The following is a 14,484-nucleotide window of genomic DNA, read 5'->3' as shown; positions in this document are numbered from 1 at the left end:
GTGGCCGCTCAGCGCCGACCGCTGAGTCCGATCGGTCGTGACCAGGGATTGCCGGCCAGTTCGGGATGGCGTTCCGCCACGGGTTCGACACCGGCGATCCATTCGGAAAGCTGGATCGCGCGTTCGGCGATCCAGATCGAAAGGAAGCCTGCACCAGCTGCAGGTTTAACGGCGGACACGGTCCTATGCATGGCAATTTCGATAGCGCTCATGCCCCCTCCTTCGTCGCGGTGCTCCCCGGCCTCTCGCTTCAGGGATTCTACGACCGATAATAGTTACAGGGGGAGAACGGCCGAGAGGATGGCGGGTTGCATAGCCTCCTCTCCGGGCAAGCTCGCGGAGAGATTTAGCGCGAGGCGCCGAGCCCCATGGCCGTGTGTTCCATCGCGCTGAAACCATCGTACAGCAGCCGCGCCGCGGTCGCGATCGAGCGGTTGCGCTCGGCATCGGAACGCATGCCATGGGCGAAGATCGCCACGGCCAGATTATGGCCGTTAGGCAGCGTCACGATGCCCACGTCGTTTGAGACACCCGCGAGCGTTCCGGTCTTATGTGCCACCTGAACGCCAGCCGGCAGCATGGCCTTCATCCGGCGCGCGCCGGTGGCGCAGCGGGCCATCACGTCGAACAGGTAATTGGTGCTCTCATTGCCCAGCAACGCGCCCTGCTTGAGTTTGGCGAGCAGGGCGACCATCGCCGACGGAGTCGAGGTATCGCGCGCGTCGCTGGCGGCCGCCGGCCGGATGCCCGGATTGGCGCGGACCCAGACGGTTCGCGTGTGCCAGCGATGGTGCCGATCGCGATAGCGCGAGCGCACGACGCGCATCGGCGGGCGATCGTCCTGCACCAATTTGGCGATGGTGCGATCCATGCGCTGCCCGCGTATGCCGCCTTTCTGGAGCCAGGCATCTACCGCCTGCGGCCCTCCGACCGCGCGTAGCAGGACATCGGAGGCACTGTTGTTGCTACGGATCAGCATGGCTTCCATCAGCCGCGCCGCGGTGGGCGCGCGACGGCCGCGCCCGAAGGTCTGATCGAGGCTCAGCCGGCCGGCATCGACCGCAGCCAGGTAGGTGCCCGCAATGGCGATCTTGACGGTGGAGGCCATCGGAAACGGATCGGCGCCCGAGAAGGAAATGCTCTGGCCGGTCTGCAGATCCTGCGCGGCAATCCCGAGACGCCCCGATTCATTGCCCGCCAACGCGGCAATCCGGTGGCTCAATGTCGATGGCCCCGGCTCGGCCGACGGGGCCTGTGCGACCAAAGGGGTTGATGCCATCATGACGCCGAATAGCGTCGCGAAAATCGAGCCCCCGAAAATCTTCATCCGCGTCGATCCATCGGCGCAACCATATATGACACCCTCGCTATGCCGAAGATCAGCGCGCTACCGCACTATACGCAAGCTTTTTGTGGGAAAGCGTGCATTTAGAGCGCTAGAAGCATCGCATCGTGCAGAAACCAGCCCCCAAAAAACCCGCCCCGTCCTCCAAACGCGCCCAGGATGGCGATGCCCCGGCCCGCGAAGGCCAGCGAATAGCCAAATTGCTGGCGCGCGCCGGCGTCGCCTCACGCCGCGAGATCGAGCGGATGATCGAAGCGCGTCGAATCGCGATCGACGGAAAACCGGTCGAAACCCCCGCGACCCTGTTGAAATCTTTGCATGGCGTGACGGTCGACGGCACGCCCGTAAGCGCCCCCGCCCCTGCCCGCCTGTTCCGCTTCCACAAGCCTGCCGGCCTGCTGACCACCGAGCGAGACCCGAAGGGCCGTCCGACCATTTACGACAAGCTGCCGCGCGACCTGCCGCGGGTAATGCCGGTCGGCCGCCTCGATCTCAATACGGAAGGGCTGCTGCTCCTGACCACCGACGGCGAACTCAAGCGCCAACTCGAACTGCCGCGTACCGGCGTCGAGCGGACGTATCGTGCGCGCGCTTACGGCGCGGTCAGCCAGGCTCAGCTGGAGGATCTGATCGAGGGTGTCGAGATCGACGGTGTGAAATACGGTTCGATCGATGCCAATCTCGAGCGCCGCACGGGCACGAATGTGTGGATCGAGATGAAGCTGACCGAGGGCAAAAATCGCGAAGTGCGCCGCGTGCTGGAATATCTCGGGCTGCAAGTCAGCCGTTTGATCCGCACGGCGTACGGGCCGTTCCCGCTGGCGGATATCCCGATCGGCGCGGTGGACGAAATCCGCCAGCATGATCTGGTCGCGTTCCGGAAGACGCTGAAGTGAGGATCATCTCCGGCAAATGGCGCGGCCGCTCGCTCGCGACGCCGCCCGGGGACACCACGCGCCCGACCGCCGATCGCACCCGCGAGGCGCTTTTCTCGATCCTCACCAGCCGCCTCGGCTCGTTCGACGGCCTCGTCGTCGCCGACATTTTCGCCGGTACCGGGGCGCTCGGGCTCGAGGCGATGTCGCGCGGGGCCGCGCGCGCCTTCTTCGTCGATCACGACAAGGCCGCCATCACCGCGATCCGCAAGAATATCGCTACACTCGGTGTCGAGCGCGAGACCGAGCTGATCCCAACGGCGGTATCGGCGCTCGGCAAGGCGCGCGCGGCGTGCGATCTGCTGATGTTCGATCCGCCTTATGACAGCGGCGGTGCGGGCGCGTTGCTCGAACGGCTTACCCGGCTTGGCTGGGCCGCTCCGGGGGCGTGGGCCACGGTCGAGACACGGAGCAACGAGACCGTGTCGGCCGACGGCTGGCTGCTCGACGCCGAGCGCACCTACGGAAAGGCTAAGCTTTCCGTCCTCGCCCGAGTACAAGCAGCGCAACCAGACTGATCGCCGCGAGTGCCGAGCAATAGAAGCCGACTGCCCACAAGCCGCCGCTCGTCGCCAGCGCCTGCGCCGCGAACGGGGTGAGTCCGCCGCCGAGGATGCCGGCGACGTTGAACGCCATCGACACGCCGGTATAGCGCACCAAAGGCGGGAACAGGCTCGGCAGCCAGCCGCCGAGCGGGCCATAAGTGAAGCCCATCACGAACAAGGCGAGGGCCAGGAACAGGAACAGTTCGAGCAGCGAGCCCGATCCCATCATCGGCTTGACGAGGAAGCCGAGAAGGATCGCAGCGAAGCTGCCGCCGAGCAGCACGCGGCGCTCGTCCCAATGCTTGTCCGCCGCCCAGGCCGCGATCCAGATACCGACAGCCATCATCAGGATCGCGCCCAATTGCACCATCAGCATCTGCTGCATCGTGTAACCGAGCGTCTTGACGCCGTAGCCGAGTGCAAAAGCCGTCGCGAGATAATAAAGGACGAAGCAGGCGATCGCGCCGAGCGTGCCGCCGATCAGCGGCCCCGCCTGCGTCTTGAACAAGGTCACCAGCGGCACCCTGGGCGGCTCTGCCGAAGCGCGGGCGGCGGCGAATTGTGGCGTTTCCGCGAGCTTCAGCCGGATCCACAAGCCCACCATCACCAGCAAGGCCGATACCGCGAACGGCACCCGCCAGCCCCAGGCGCGGAAATCCTCCGGCGTCAGCCACAGGCCGAGCAGGAGGAAGAAGCCATTGGCGACAAGGAAGCCCGCCGGTGCACCCAATTGCGGAAACATGCCGAAGCGCGCGCGCCAGCCCGGCGGCGCATGCTCGACCGCCAACAACGCGGCTCCGCCCCACTCGCCGCCCAGCCCGAAACCCTGACCGAAACGGAGAAGGCACAGCAGCAATGGCGCCCACCAGCCCGCATTGGCGTAGGTCGGCAGGAAAGCGACGAGCGTGGTGGAAATGCCCATCGTGAGCAGCGAGGCGACAAGTGTCGACTTGCGCCCGATCCGGTCGCCGAAATGCCCGAAGAAGATCGATCCGAGCGGTCGCGCGATAAAGGCGACGCCGAGGCTCGCGAAAGCGGCCAATTGCTGGGCGGATTTGGAGACGCTGGGGAAGAACAGTTCGCCGAACACGAGGCTTGCAGCCGTCGCATAGACGTAGAAATCGTAAAACTCGATCGCCGTGCCGACAAGACTTGCCGCCAGCACGCGCTGCGTCGAGGGCGCATTTGCAATCGTCGCCATAGTCCCTCCCCTGTCTCAGCGGACTGGGAACGAGCGATGGCGGGCCAAACGGCCCCGGTCAACCGCGAGGTCGACCGGGGCCGTTGGATTATCGTGCCTTAGCGCGGGTGACGGCTACGGCCGTGCTGCACGCACTTGTCGGTAACCGAGGCCGAACAGGGCGGATAGCTGGACGTGTCGACTGCTGCCGGGGCGGCAGGCGCCGCCGCGGTCGTATCGACGGTAGCAGACGTGTTGTCGGTGGTCGGCGCCGGGGTGGCGGCGGTCGCGCTCGCGGCAGGTCCGGTCGCATCCGGGGTGGCCGGCATCGTCGACGGAGCCGGCGGTGCGACCGGTGCGGTGTCCTGGGCGATGGCGGCGGTGCCGATGGCGAAGCTGGCAAGAAGGATAAGCTTGGTCTTCATGATGACCTCCTACGATACGTTTCAAGCCCGGCGGCCCCGTCAGGATGCCGCCAATAGGCAATTCTTCCCCGTTCGAGCCAATAGCACTCATGCGGCCAGAAAGTTCCCTCGCCTGAGACGCTCTGCGGTTGCCTGCGCGAGCGACGTTCCCTACCTGTTCAGGGGTGAGTCAGCTTGCCCCCACCCCGCCCGAACCCGCTTACCTGCGCGGTCTCAACCCCCCGCAGCGTGAAGCGGTGCTCACCACCGAAGGGCCGGTTCTGGTGCTGGCAGGTGCGGGAACCGGCAAGACTGCGGCGCTCACCGCACGCTTGGCGCACCTGATCGCAACGCGGCGTGCATGGCCATCCGAAATCCTCGCGGTAACTTTCACCAACAAGGCCGCGCGTGAAATGCGCGAGCGGGTGGGGCGGATCATGGGCGAGGCGGTCGAGGGCATGCCCTGGCTCGGCACCTTCCATTCGGTCGCGGCGCGCATGTTGCGGCGCCATGCCGAACTTGTCGGGCTGCAAAGCAACTTCACAATTCTTGATACCGACGACCAACTGCGCCTGCTCAAACAATTGATCGTGGCGGCAGATCTGGACGAGAAACGGTGGACTGCGCGTGCGCTCGCCGGGCTGATCGATCGCTGGAAGAATCGCGGTTGGGTTCCAGCGGAAATCGATGCGGGCGAAAGCGAGGCGTTCGCCAACGGGCGGGGCCAGGAATTGTATCGCGCCTATCAGGAGCGGCTGAAGGCCGTGAATGCCTGCGACTTCGGCGATCTGCTCCTGCACATGCTGACAATCCTCAAGAAGCACCGCGATGTGCTTGAATCATATCAGCAGCGCTTTCGCTACATCATGGTGGACGAATATCAGGATACCAATGCGAGCCAGTATCTCTGGCTCCGCCTGCTGGCGCAGGAGCGCAAGAACATCTGCTGCGTCGGCGACGACGACCAGTCGATCTATTCATGGCGCGGCGCAGAGGTCGCCAATATCTTGCGGTTCGAAAAGGATTTTCCGAACGCGAAGATCATCCGGCTCGAGCAGAATTATCGCTCGACCCCGCACATTCTCGCGGCTGCATCGGGGGTGATTGCCAACAATGGCGGGCGGCTCGGCAAGACGCTGTGGACCGAGGAGGCGTCCGGCGAGAAAGTCCGCGTCATCGGCATCTGGGACGGGCCCGAGGAAGCGCGCCGCGTCGGCGAAGAGATCGAGAGCGCGCAGCGCGGCGGCAAGACACTCGATCAGATGGCGATCCTCGTGCGCGCGCAATTCCAGACGCGCGAGTTCGAAGACCGCTTCATCGCGATCGGCATGCCCTACCGCATCGTCGGCGGCTTCCGCTTCTACGAACGCGCCGAGATCCGCGATGCGCTCGCTTACCTGCGCGTCATCGCCCAGCCGGCGGACGATCTGGCGTTCGAACGGATCGTCAACGTCCCCAAGCGCGGCATCGGCGACAAGGCGATCGCGAAGCTCCACATGCTGGCGCGCAGCGAAGGCCTCCCCCTCACCCACGCCGCTGCTCGGATCCTCGATACCGACGAGCTGACGCCGGCGGCACGCCGGTCGCTGGGCAACCTGATCGGCGACATCGCCCGCTGGCGCACCAAGCTCAACGAGCTGCCGCATGCCGAAGTGGCGCGGCTCATGCTCGACGAGAGCGGCTATACCGGGATGCTGCAGGCCGAGCGCTCGACCGAGGCCACCGGGCGTCTGGAGAACCTGACCGAGCTGGCGCGCGCGATGGAAGAATATGAAACGCTCGGCGCCTTCCTCGAGCATGTCAGCCTCGTCATGGACAATGACGCGCAGGCCGATGAGGCCAAGGTGACGATCATGACGATCCATGGCGCCAAGGGGCTTGAATTCGATACGGTCTTCCTCGTCGGCTGGGAGGAAGGCGTCTTCCCCTCGCAACGCGCGCTCGACGAAGGCGGCAATGCCAGCCTCGAGGAGGAACGCCGCCTCGCTTATGTCGCGATTACGCGTGCGCGGCGGCGGGCCTATATCCTCCACGCCGCCAATCGCCGCATCTACGGGCAATGGACCTCGTCCATCCCGTCGCGCTTCGTCAACGAACTACCCGCCGACCATATCGAGAGCGAGACGACCATGTCCGGCGGCGAAAGCCTGTGGCGCGCGCAATGGAGCGAGCAAGGCGACCCCTTCGCGCATGTCGCGCGCGAACGCCCGGCGCATGCCGCCACGCGCGGCCCGGGGTGGCAGCGCGCCGCGACCAAGCCGCTCGACATGGCCCCTGCCCGGCTGGCCGAAGTGAAGGCGAGCGCCGCCAGCTTCGCCGCCAAGCCGCGCAGCGACCTGGCGCCTGGCCAGCGGGTATTCCATAGCAAGTTCGGCTACGGCACGATCGCCGAGATCGAGGGCAACAAATTGGAGATCGATTTCGAGCATGCCGGCCGCAAACGCGTGCTCGACAATTTCATCCAGGTGGCATGAACCGCCTGGCGGGAGGCCGCTGCCGGACCATTCCCGCCAGCGAAGGAGCGGCTGCATGGATGTGATTCTCGATGATCAGGATGTCGATCGCGCGCTCGACATGGCGGGCGCGGTTGCGGTGATGAAGCGCGCCTTCCTCGCGCGTGCAGCGGGCGAAATGGTCTCGCCACCGCGTTCGGCGGTACGCTTCGGCGACAAGGGGCCGCTCGTATTCACGACCGGTGGGACGAGCGGCACTGGCGGCGTTGCGGGCACGCGGATCAACCATGGCTTCGGGACATCGAACGCGTCGCAGGTAACGATCGTCTGGTCGGTCGAGGATGGCACGCTGTTGGGCGCGGTGCGCGGCCAGCGACTTGGCGACATGCGGACCGGTGCGATCGGTGGGGTTGCGGTCGACCTGATGGCGCCGCGCAATGCCGATATTGCGGCGGTGATCGGCGCGGGGCGGCAGGCGCGGACACAGCTCGAGGCGGCGGCCGCAGTACGCCCGTTACGCCAGGTGCGCGTCTATTGCCGCGACGCCGATCGCCGCGAGAGGTTTGCCGCCGAGATGACCGAACGGCTGCGGGTGCCGGTCAACGCGGCCCCCACCCCACGCACGGCTCTGGCCGACGCGGCGATCGTGCTGTGCGCCACCACCAGCGAGACGCCGGTGATCGAGGCAGAGTGGCTGGCGCCGGGCGCGCATATCAATACGGTGGGGCCGAAAGGCGCCGGCCGGCATGAAATCGGCCTCGATGTGGCGGACGGCGCCAGCCTGATCGCGACGGATTCGCCGGATCAGGTGGTGGCTTACCCTGATGGCTTTTTCCTGCCGGAGGTGACGCGCCTTCGCGATCTCGCGACTTTGGTGGCCGATCCGGGAAATGTGAAACGCGGGTCAGGCTTCAGCCTGTTCTGCTCGACCGGGCTGGCCGGCACCGAAGTCCTGCTGGCGGCGGAGTTGTTCCGCCGAATTGCCGCAATATAACGCCCCTCCGTTTCGGGAAGGAACGATCACAACCGCTTGCCGCACGCCTCGCCAGGCAGACCGAAGCGCCTGTCGTTCAGGAAGGCCTCGTCGGTCAACGTCTTCAAAAAGGCGACCAAGGCCGGAATATCCCTCTCCTGCACCCCCGCATGGCGCCGAAGCGCGTCCTCCAGCGATGGCGCCGAGCCATCATGGAAGTAAGGCTCGGTCACCGCGACGTTGCGGAGCGACGGTGTTCGAAAAGCCCCGTTGTCCGCGAAACGCTCGCTGACCTCGCCCAGCCCGCGATCGCGCGAGACCCAGCCGGTGACGTTGTGGAACCGGCCGTCGGTGAAGTTCACTCCCGTATGGCATGATACGCAATCGCGCCGGAACAGCACCGCCCCTTGTTGCGCCACCGGATCACGCGGGGCGCCGCGATCCTGAGGGGCATCGTAACTCACCAAAGTCCGCTCGAACGCCGCCAGCGCCTGTGCGACCGCCGCCATGTCGATCCGGCCACCGGTCTTCGGGAACGCCTCGGCAAACATATGGCGATAGCATTCGTCGCGCGACAGGCGGCGGGCGATCTCTACCTCCTGCCCCTTCATCCCCATTTCGACCGGGCTCTCGCCCAGAACCGGCACCAGCACCTGCGCTTCGAGCGTGCGGATGCGCGGATCGCCCCACGTGTAGCTCTTGAACCAGGCAACGTTGGCGAGGCCGGGCACGTTGCGCCGCGCCGGATCGCCGTGGACCCCGGGATGGGTGCTGTTGCCGTCGGCGAAGCCACGATGCTGTTCGTGGCAGGTGGCGCAGGCCATCGTACCATCGATCGACAGATCGGCATCGTAGAAGAGCCGCCGGCCCAGCTCGGCCTTGGCGGGCGTGGTGAGATTGTCGGCGGGGCTAAGCGGCTGGACCGATCGCGCGCCCCCGGCAACCAGCACACCCGCCAGGAGCAGCGCGCGGACGAAATAATTCACGGCAGACGGGTGACCAGTAGCGGCAGGGTCGGTGACCCGTTGCCCGAAATCTCCAGCAGGTAAGCGCCCGGCGTCAGGGCGAAATCGACCATCTTGCGCAGGCCCGTGCACGCGGGGCCGGGACTGTGCGCGGTCGAAAGCAGAGCCTGCCCGTCGCGCACCATTTCAAGCCATGCACCCGATCCGATCCCCACGCGATAGGTGCCAGCCTGGGTCACGGTGAAGCCCAGAAGCCCGCCATAGCTGACGGTGCCGCCCGGATGCGACGGCCGCACCGGGTAGGTCACGTCCGGTACCGACAGCAACGCCACATCGGCGCCCCTCCCCGGTAAGATGGTTGCAGTGTCTATCGCATCGGGTCTGCCCGCGGCGCTTACTGCCACGCGCCCGACCCAGCCCGCCAATGCGGGCGGCGGCGCGACCGGATCGGCGGGGCAAGTCTGCGCCGAATGCTCACCGCCTTGCGCTGCCATCTGCGCCTGAGTGGGGCCGACAAGCAACAGTGTTGCCAGCAAACCTGTGATCGTCCGACGCATCCGCTTCATCTCCAGCCCAATCGCTATATATGAGTATATATAGCGATTCGGTGCAGCATAGCCACCGCCTGCTTCAGGGAGAAAGATACAAGATGCGCGCTACCCTCCTCGCCGCCACAGCGGCGATCGGTCTCGTTCAACCCGCTCTGGCCCAGAGCATGGACACGCCGGCGCCGAGCAGCAATTTCGGGCTGGGCGAGATCATCGTGACGGCCCCGCGGGCGCAGGGGGTCGCGGTCGGCAGCGCGACGCTTTCGGCCGACGCCATCTACGCCTTCAGCCGCACCTCACTCGACGATGCCGCCAATCTCCTGCCTGGCGTGAGCGCGGCGAACAGCGGCGGATCGCGCAACGAGCGGCTGATCTATGTGCGCGGCTTCAACCGCTTCCAGGTGCCGCTCTCGATCGACGGCATTCGGGTCTATCTGCCCGCCGACAACCGCCTCGATTTCGGCCGCTTCCTCACCTCGGACATCGCCGAGATCCAGGTCGCCAAAGGCTATGTCTCGGTGCTCGACGGGCCCGACGGCATGGGCGGCGCGATCAACCTCGTCACGCGCAAGCCGACGAAGGCGCTGGAAGCCGATTTCCGCGGCACGCTCGGGCTCGGCCGCAGTGGCGAATACGGGGGCTATAACGTTTCCGGTCTGATCGGGACGCGGCACGACACATGGTATGCGCAGGCGAGCTATGCCCGCAATTTCCTCGATCATTGGGATCTGGCGGGTGGCTTCACGCCCACCGTGACCGAGAATGGCGGGCATCGCGATCTGTCGCGGACGCGCGACTGGCGGGTGAATGCCAAAATCGGCTTCACCCCCAATGTCACCGACGAATATGCCCTGAGCTATACCCGGCAGGAGGGCTCGAAGCTGGCGCCGCTCAGCACGGTCGATGCGCTCAGCGCGCAGCGTTTCTGGACATGGCCTGCGTGGAACACCGACAGCCTCTATGTCCTGTCGACCACACAACTGACCGACATCGCGACCTTGAAGACCCGGCTGTTCCGCAACAGCTTCTACAACCTCCTGCGTTCGTTCGATAATCGCAACGAGAATACGCAAACGATCGGCAAGGCGTTCAACAGCCCCTATTGGGATCATGCGTGGGGTGGTTCGGCCGAGCTAACCCTGAAGCCGATCGCGACGGATACGATTGCGTTCGCCTTCCACTACCGCACCGACAAGCATGTCGAGGCGCAAACCAGCTTCCCGAGTGGCGCGACCGAACCCAGGCAGACCGATCTCGAAGATACGTTCAGCCTCGGCGCCGAAAACAAGCTGGCGGTGACGCCCCAACTGACCTTCACCGCCGGCGTCGGCCTAGATTGGCGCGCGCTTCACAAGGCCGAAGAATATGGCGCCCCGCTGGGCACGAATCCCGCCACGACCGCATCGCGCGTCTATTCCTATCCGCTGGCCAACAGCCAGATCTGGAACGGTCAGGGCCGGCTCGACTGGACCGGCCGGGACGGTACGACCCTCCACGCCAGCGTCTCGTCACGCGGGCGCTTTCCGACGATCTTCGAACGGTTCAGCCAGCGCTTCGGCACCTCGATCCCCAACCCGACCCTGAAACCCGAGCGCGCGACCAATTACGAGGTCGGCGGCGCGCATGTGTTCGGGCCGTTCCGCACTGAAGCCGCGCTCTTCTATTCGCACGTCACCAACGCGATCGTGAACTATCCGACGCTGGCTTATGCCTGCACCGGCAGCACCACGCCCGGCCCGTGCGCACAGGGCACCTACACGCAGAGCCGTAATCTGGCGCACGGAAATTATTATGGCGGCGAATTGTCGCTCGAGGCGAAGCTGGGCGCGACCCTCAATCTGGGTGCGAACTACACCTACACGCACCGGCATCTGCCCGATCCGTCGAATGCGGCGTTCCGCCCGGTCGACGTGCCGGCGCACAAGGCGTTCGTCTATGCCGATTGGGCGCCGATCACCAAGCTGCACGTCATCCCCAGCCTCGATATCGCATCGGATCGCTGGACGGTCACCGATGTCGCGCCGATCGTCTATTATCGCACCGGTAACTACGCCAATGCGGGCATCCGGATCGATTATACCCTGATCCGCAATGTCGATTTCGGCGTGGGTGCGCGCAACCTGTTCGACAGCAACTACAAGCTCGTCGACGGTTACCCAGAGCAGGGTCGCTCATTCTTCGTGAGTTTGCGGGCGCAGTATTGATCAAGAGGCCGGCCCGCGAAATGGGCGGGCCAGCCTCTTGCCTACTTCTTCTCCAGCGCGCCGGCGACGACTTCGGATACGTACCCGAAGGCCGCACCGATCAGGATCGATCCGATCGTAGGCGCGAGGGCGCTGACCGGCGTGACGCCGTCGCCCTTGCCGAGCAGGATCAGCCCGGCAATGCTGGCAAAGCCGTAAACGCTGGCGGGGATCACCGCGAGCAGCGAGACCGACGAGCCCAGGCAGATCAGCGCCGCGCCGAGACCAACCGCCACAGGTGCCGCGAGCGAGCCAAGCGCGCCCAATTGCCCGGCGAGCAGCACGGCAGCCATACCGACGATCGCGCCGAAGGTCATGCAGAAGATGGTGTTGCGGGTGCCGATGAACTTGCCGCCCGAGTGAAAATGGCAGCCCCAGGCGATAAACGCCTGCCAGACCTGAAACTTGGCCGCGACAAGCGGATCCAGGCCGAAAATCCAGGTCGCGAGCACCGCGAGCACGCCGACCGATACGGTCAGCGCCAAAAGCTTTTGCATCTAAATCCTCCCCTGTGCATGGAGGCTATCCGATTGCCCGGTGCCTCCGGGGATCAGACTAAGTCAACGCGTCAGGCGCGTCTAGCTTGTTCGGCCCGGTAACAGGGATCGGGCAACGGCAACAATTCACGCAATGACGGCAGACGATCGATCGCCTCGTCACGCAGCGCCTGCTCCAGCTCGAAATCGCGCGCATAGAAGCGTCGGATGCGCACGAGCTGACCGTCGTCGAGCGCGACCGGCGGCTTTTCGACGTGGTTGAGGTGCGGCACGTCGGCGATCCCGCGCAGCGCGAGGAAGCGCCTGACGCGATCGAACTCGTCGAGCAGGAACAGCCGATCGACGATTACCTTGCCCTTGCGATCGGTGATGTACCAGCTTTGCGGGCGGAAGATGTGATCGATCTGGTAGATGTCCGCGGCCTCTTCGAGATGATCGAGCGCATCGTCGATCGAGCGGAACGCCGTGTAGCGATCGATGAATGGCGCCGAGATACGGTTGTCTGCACTGCCGCCCGCCTGTGCATAATTGAACGCCGACACAAACCGCGCGACCGGATCGCGCAGCACCGCGAAACTCGGCGTGCGCCACAGCAAGCGTGGCGCGGCCCTGGCATAATAGCGGATCGTCGCATGCTTGACCTGCTCGCCGTAGAGCGCCTGCGCGATCGACATGCCGGCATTCTTCGGGATGTGGATGAACAACGTCCGCGCGCGGTCGATTCTCCGCAGGCGGCGCCGCCGTTTACCGTCTAGCGGTAGCCCCAAACCGCGTTCGCAAGCACGTTCGTAAAGATCGCCCACCAGCGACACCTTGCACCGCTGCATGATCGCCTTGCCGAGGAACCCGCCGGTCATGTTCATGGCAGGGAGAGTGCGGCTTGAGCCTTTCCGCAGCATTTCCGATTATTTCGGCTTTGCGCGGATAATGAACGGCACGCTCAATCCCGCGGTTACAGGCCGGATGATTATCCCGCCTTCAAATCGCCGGTTTCGCGGGCGCGGCGGGCGTAAGCCTCGGCCAGCGCGATATGGATATGGCGGATCGCGGGATCACGGGCGCGCTTCGCCATGGCGCGGCTCTGACGTTCGCGGCTCAATAGATAGATCAATTCGCTAGCGGAAAGCATGCGAAGCCTCCGTCCGATACGGCGGCAGCCTCCTTGTCGCTGTCAATCGGCGTCATGCCGGTTCGAGTTGGCGCCGATGTCCGATCATACGCCTGTTTCGATCGCTCCGCCACGATTGACGGCCAAGTTTCAGCGGCACTTCATCGACAAACAGCAAGCGACGATGCGATGCATATTCGGATTCGAGCGGGCGCTGTAGGGGCTGACATCGATGCTTCCTGGTCAGCGTGGCGGCGGGCTCAACGGCACGATCGTCCCGCCGCCTGGCGCATCGAGCCCCTTCCCAGCGTGCCCGCACCCTAAGGTGCTGGCGCGATCCGGGGGTGGCGACCGGATGATGCATTACAACGCGGCGCAATTTCGCAATATCCTTGCAATGAAACGCGACCAGCAGGCGATCATGCGCATATCCGCCCTGCTTTTGCTCGCCATCCTGCCCCTGACGCCAGCGCTCGCGAAGGATGCGCCGCGTGCACTCTTCATCAGCCCGATGGGCCAGCCGTTCCACACCGACGACGGTGTACCGGAAGCCGCGTGGTTCAAGCAGGTCGATCGCGACGGCGACGAGCGGATCACGTTGTCGGAGTTCACGCTCGACGCCGCGCGCTTCTTCGCCATGCTCGATACCGATCATGACGGCATCATCTCGGATGCCGAGGTGCGCCATTACGAGCATGATGTCGCTCCCGAGATCGCACCCCGCGGCTTTGGCTACGGCCGTGACGGCGACGATGGCGGACCCCCGACCGACCGACCGCCCGGCGGCGGTGGCGCCGGGCATCACGGTGGGGGTCCCGGCGGTGGCATGGGTGGCCCCGGTGGGGGCGGCATGGGCGGTGGAGGCGGCATGGGGGGCGGTGGTCATCATGGCGGCGGCCGCCATGGCGGAGACAATGGCCCGAGCGGCGGCAGCGGGGGCGCCAACGCCTATCTCCCGCCGCTGACGGGCGCCGGGCGCTACGGCTATATCGCCACACCCGAACCGGTAACGGCGGCGGACGTGAATTTCGACGGTATGATCACCAAAGCCGAGTTCATGGCTGCGGCCGCCCGCCGGTTCGAAATGCTCGACGGCAATCAGGATGGCGCCCTGACCCAGCGCGAACTGCCGAGGCTCAAATCCAACCCCGATCACGAACGCCGCCGACCGACCTTCGAACAGGATCGCCCAACCGGCGACGCGCCCGAAGGCAGCGGCCCTTAGGGTCGACTAAAGACTGTTCCGCAATCGGCGTGGACGCTAGGAAGGCGCGAACGATGAGGGGAT

At 65.4% G+C, this 14,484-nt stretch carries 15 protein-coding genes; 6 read left to right on the top strand and 9 right to left on the bottom strand.

Annotation, left to right across the window (positions count from 1 at the left end; all coding sequences use genetic code 11):
- Nucleotides 1–8 precede the first annotated feature (8 nt).
- Together AB4Z44_RS05995 and AB4Z44_RS05990 are read right to left on the bottom strand one after the other, a co-directional pair.
- The gene (locus AB4Z44_RS05995; protein ID WP_404713153.1) at nucleotides 9–212 is read right to left on the bottom strand and encodes a hypothetical protein; all 204 of its coding nucleotides are present in this window, start codon (nucleotides 210–212) and stop codon (nucleotides 9–11) included.
- Between the two features lie 134 nt (nucleotides 213–346).
- The gene (locus tag AB4Z44_RS05990; RefSeq protein ID WP_404713152.1) at nucleotides 347–1,327 is read right to left on the bottom strand and encodes a serine hydrolase; all 981 of its coding nucleotides are present in this window, start codon (nucleotides 1,325–1,327) and stop codon (nucleotides 347–349) included.
- Nucleotides 1,328–1,452: 125 nt separating this feature from the next.
- Between AB4Z44_RS05990 and AB4Z44_RS05985 the strand changes: the two genes are divergently transcribed.
- Entirely contained in the window at nucleotides 1,453–2,241 is a 789-nt protein-coding gene (locus AB4Z44_RS05985; RefSeq protein ID WP_404713151.1) for a pseudouridine synthase, read from the top strand.
- Nucleotides 2,238–2,798, top strand: a complete 561-nt coding sequence (gene rsmD / locus AB4Z44_RS05980; protein WP_404713150.1) for a 16S rRNA (guanine(966)-N(2))-methyltransferase RsmD — start codon at nucleotides 2,238–2,240, stop codon at nucleotides 2,796–2,798. Before AB4Z44_RS05985 ends, rsmD begins: the two co-directional genes overlap by 4 nt.
- On the opposite strand, the gene AB4Z44_RS05975 is transcribed toward rsmD, so the two are convergent.
- Together AB4Z44_RS05975 and AB4Z44_RS05970 are read right to left on the bottom strand one after the other, a co-directional pair.
- Entirely contained in the window at nucleotides 2,752–4,026 is a 1,275-nt protein-coding gene (locus AB4Z44_RS05975) for an MFS transporter (protein WP_404713149.1), read from the bottom strand. The two genes, rsmD and AB4Z44_RS05975, sit on opposite strands and share 47 nt — an antisense overlap.
- Before the next feature lie 98 nt (nucleotides 4,027–4,124).
- Nucleotides 4,125–4,430 (bottom strand): hypothetical protein, encoded by a 306-nt coding sequence (locus tag AB4Z44_RS05970; RefSeq protein ID WP_404713148.1) that lies wholly within the window; start codon nucleotides 4,428–4,430, stop codon nucleotides 4,125–4,127.
- A 164-nt stretch (nucleotides 4,431–4,594) separates the two neighbouring features.
- Here AB4Z44_RS05970 and AB4Z44_RS05965 point away from each other — a divergent pair, with 164 nt between their 5' ends.
- Nucleotides 4,595–6,883: an ATP-dependent helicase gene (locus tag AB4Z44_RS05965; RefSeq protein WP_404713147.1), complete on the top strand. Its 2,289-nt coding sequence runs from the start codon at nucleotides 4,595–4,597 to the stop codon at nucleotides 6,881–6,883.
- Between the two features lie 55 nt (nucleotides 6,884–6,938).
- Nucleotides 6,939–7,856 (top strand): ornithine cyclodeaminase family protein, encoded by a 918-nt coding sequence (locus AB4Z44_RS05960; RefSeq protein WP_404713146.1) that lies wholly within the window; start codon nucleotides 6,939–6,941, stop codon nucleotides 7,854–7,856.
- Nucleotides 7,857–7,882: 26 nt separating this feature from the next.
- On the opposite strand, the gene AB4Z44_RS05955 is transcribed toward AB4Z44_RS05960, so the two are convergent.
- Entirely contained in the window at nucleotides 7,883–8,821 is a 939-nt protein-coding gene (locus AB4Z44_RS05955) for a cytochrome-c peroxidase (RefSeq protein WP_404713145.1), read from the bottom strand.
- Nucleotides 8,818–9,357 (bottom strand): homogentisate 1,2-dioxygenase, encoded by a 540-nt coding sequence (locus AB4Z44_RS05950; RefSeq protein ID WP_404713144.1) that lies wholly within the window; start codon nucleotides 9,355–9,357, stop codon nucleotides 8,818–8,820. The genes AB4Z44_RS05955 and AB4Z44_RS05950 overlap by 4 nt, the downstream gene beginning before the upstream one ends.
- 92 nt (nucleotides 9,358–9,449) lie before the next feature.
- Here AB4Z44_RS05950 and AB4Z44_RS05945 point away from each other — a divergent pair, with 92 nt between their 5' ends.
- Nucleotides 9,450–11,552 (top strand): TonB-dependent receptor plug domain-containing protein, encoded by a 2,103-nt coding sequence (locus tag AB4Z44_RS05945; protein WP_404713143.1) that lies wholly within the window; start codon nucleotides 9,450–9,452, stop codon nucleotides 11,550–11,552.
- 41 nt (nucleotides 11,553–11,593) lie between these two features.
- Here the strand turns inward: AB4Z44_RS05945 and AB4Z44_RS05940 are convergent, their stop codons facing one another.
- From AB4Z44_RS05940 to AB4Z44_RS05930, 3 genes are all read right to left on the bottom strand, one after another.
- A complete protein-coding gene (locus AB4Z44_RS05940) occupies nucleotides 11,594–12,088 on the bottom strand; it encodes a DUF1097 domain-containing protein (protein ID WP_404713142.1) in 495 nt (164 codons plus the stop codon).
- Nucleotides 12,089–12,159: 71 nt separating this feature from the next.
- Nucleotides 12,160–12,945: a sulfotransferase gene (locus AB4Z44_RS05935; protein ID WP_404713141.1), complete on the bottom strand. Its 786-nt coding sequence runs from the start codon at nucleotides 12,943–12,945 to the stop codon at nucleotides 12,160–12,162.
- Between the two features lie 110 nt (nucleotides 12,946–13,055).
- Nucleotides 13,056–13,217, bottom strand: a complete 162-nt coding sequence (locus AB4Z44_RS05930; RefSeq protein WP_404713140.1) for a hypothetical protein — start codon at nucleotides 13,215–13,217, stop codon at nucleotides 13,056–13,058.
- Nucleotides 13,218–13,428: 211 nt separating this feature from the next.
- Here AB4Z44_RS05930 and AB4Z44_RS05925 point away from each other — a divergent pair, with 211 nt between their 5' ends.
- A complete protein-coding gene (locus tag AB4Z44_RS05925) occupies nucleotides 13,429–14,421 on the top strand; it encodes a hypothetical protein (protein WP_404713139.1) in 993 nt (330 codons plus the stop codon).
- Nucleotides 14,422–14,484: the final 63 nt, after the last annotated feature.

Source organism: Sphingomonas sp. MMS24-J13, assembly GCF_044905095.1.
GTDB lineage: Bacteria > Pseudomonadota > Alphaproteobacteria > Sphingomonadales > Sphingomonadaceae > Sphingomonas_I.
Note: the sequence above shows the minus strand (reverse complement) of the source record. Positions and strands in the feature narration are given on the sequence as shown.

Bases quoted from the DNA above. Each gene is read 5' to 3' on its own strand.
- AB4Z44_RS05995 (WP_404713153.1), bottom strand. From the start codon at position 212: ATGAGCGCTATCGAAATTGCCATGCATAGGACCGTGTCCGCCGTTAAA.
- AB4Z44_RS05975 (WP_404713149.1), bottom strand. From the start codon at position 4,026: ATGGCGACGATTGCAAATGCGCCCTCGACGCAGCGCGTGCTGGCGGCA.
- AB4Z44_RS05960 (WP_404713146.1), top strand. From the start codon at position 6,939: ATGGATGTGATTCTCGATGATCAGGATGTCGATCGCGCGCTCGACATG.
- AB4Z44_RS05925 (WP_404713139.1), top strand. From the start codon at position 13,429: ATGCTTCCTGGTCAGCGTGGCGGCGGGCTCAACGGCACGATCGTCCCG.
- AB4Z44_RS05950 (WP_404713144.1), bottom strand. From the start codon at position 9,357: ATGCGTCGGACGATCACAGGTTTGCTGGCAACACTGTTGCTTGTCGGC.
- AB4Z44_RS05940 (WP_404713142.1), bottom strand. From the start codon at position 12,088: ATGCAAAAGCTTTTGGCGCTGACCGTATCGGTCGGCGTGCTCGCGGTG.
- AB4Z44_RS05930 (WP_404713140.1), bottom strand. From the start codon at position 13,217: ATGCTTTCCGCTAGCGAATTGATCTATCTATTGAGCCGCGAACGTCAG.
- AB4Z44_RS05990 (WP_404713152.1), bottom strand. From the start codon at position 1,327: ATGAAGATTTTCGGGGGCTCGATTTTCGCGACGCTATTCGGCGTCATG.
- AB4Z44_RS05935 (WP_404713141.1), bottom strand. From the start codon at position 12,945: ATGACCGGCGGGTTCCTCGGCAAGGCGATCATGCAGCGGTGCAAGGTG.
- AB4Z44_RS05945 (WP_404713143.1), top strand. From the start codon at position 9,450: ATGCGCGCTACCCTCCTCGCCGCCACAGCGGCGATCGGTCTCGTTCAA.
- AB4Z44_RS05970 (WP_404713148.1), bottom strand. From the start codon at position 4,430: ATGAAGACCAAGCTTATCCTTCTTGCCAGCTTCGCCATCGGCACCGCC.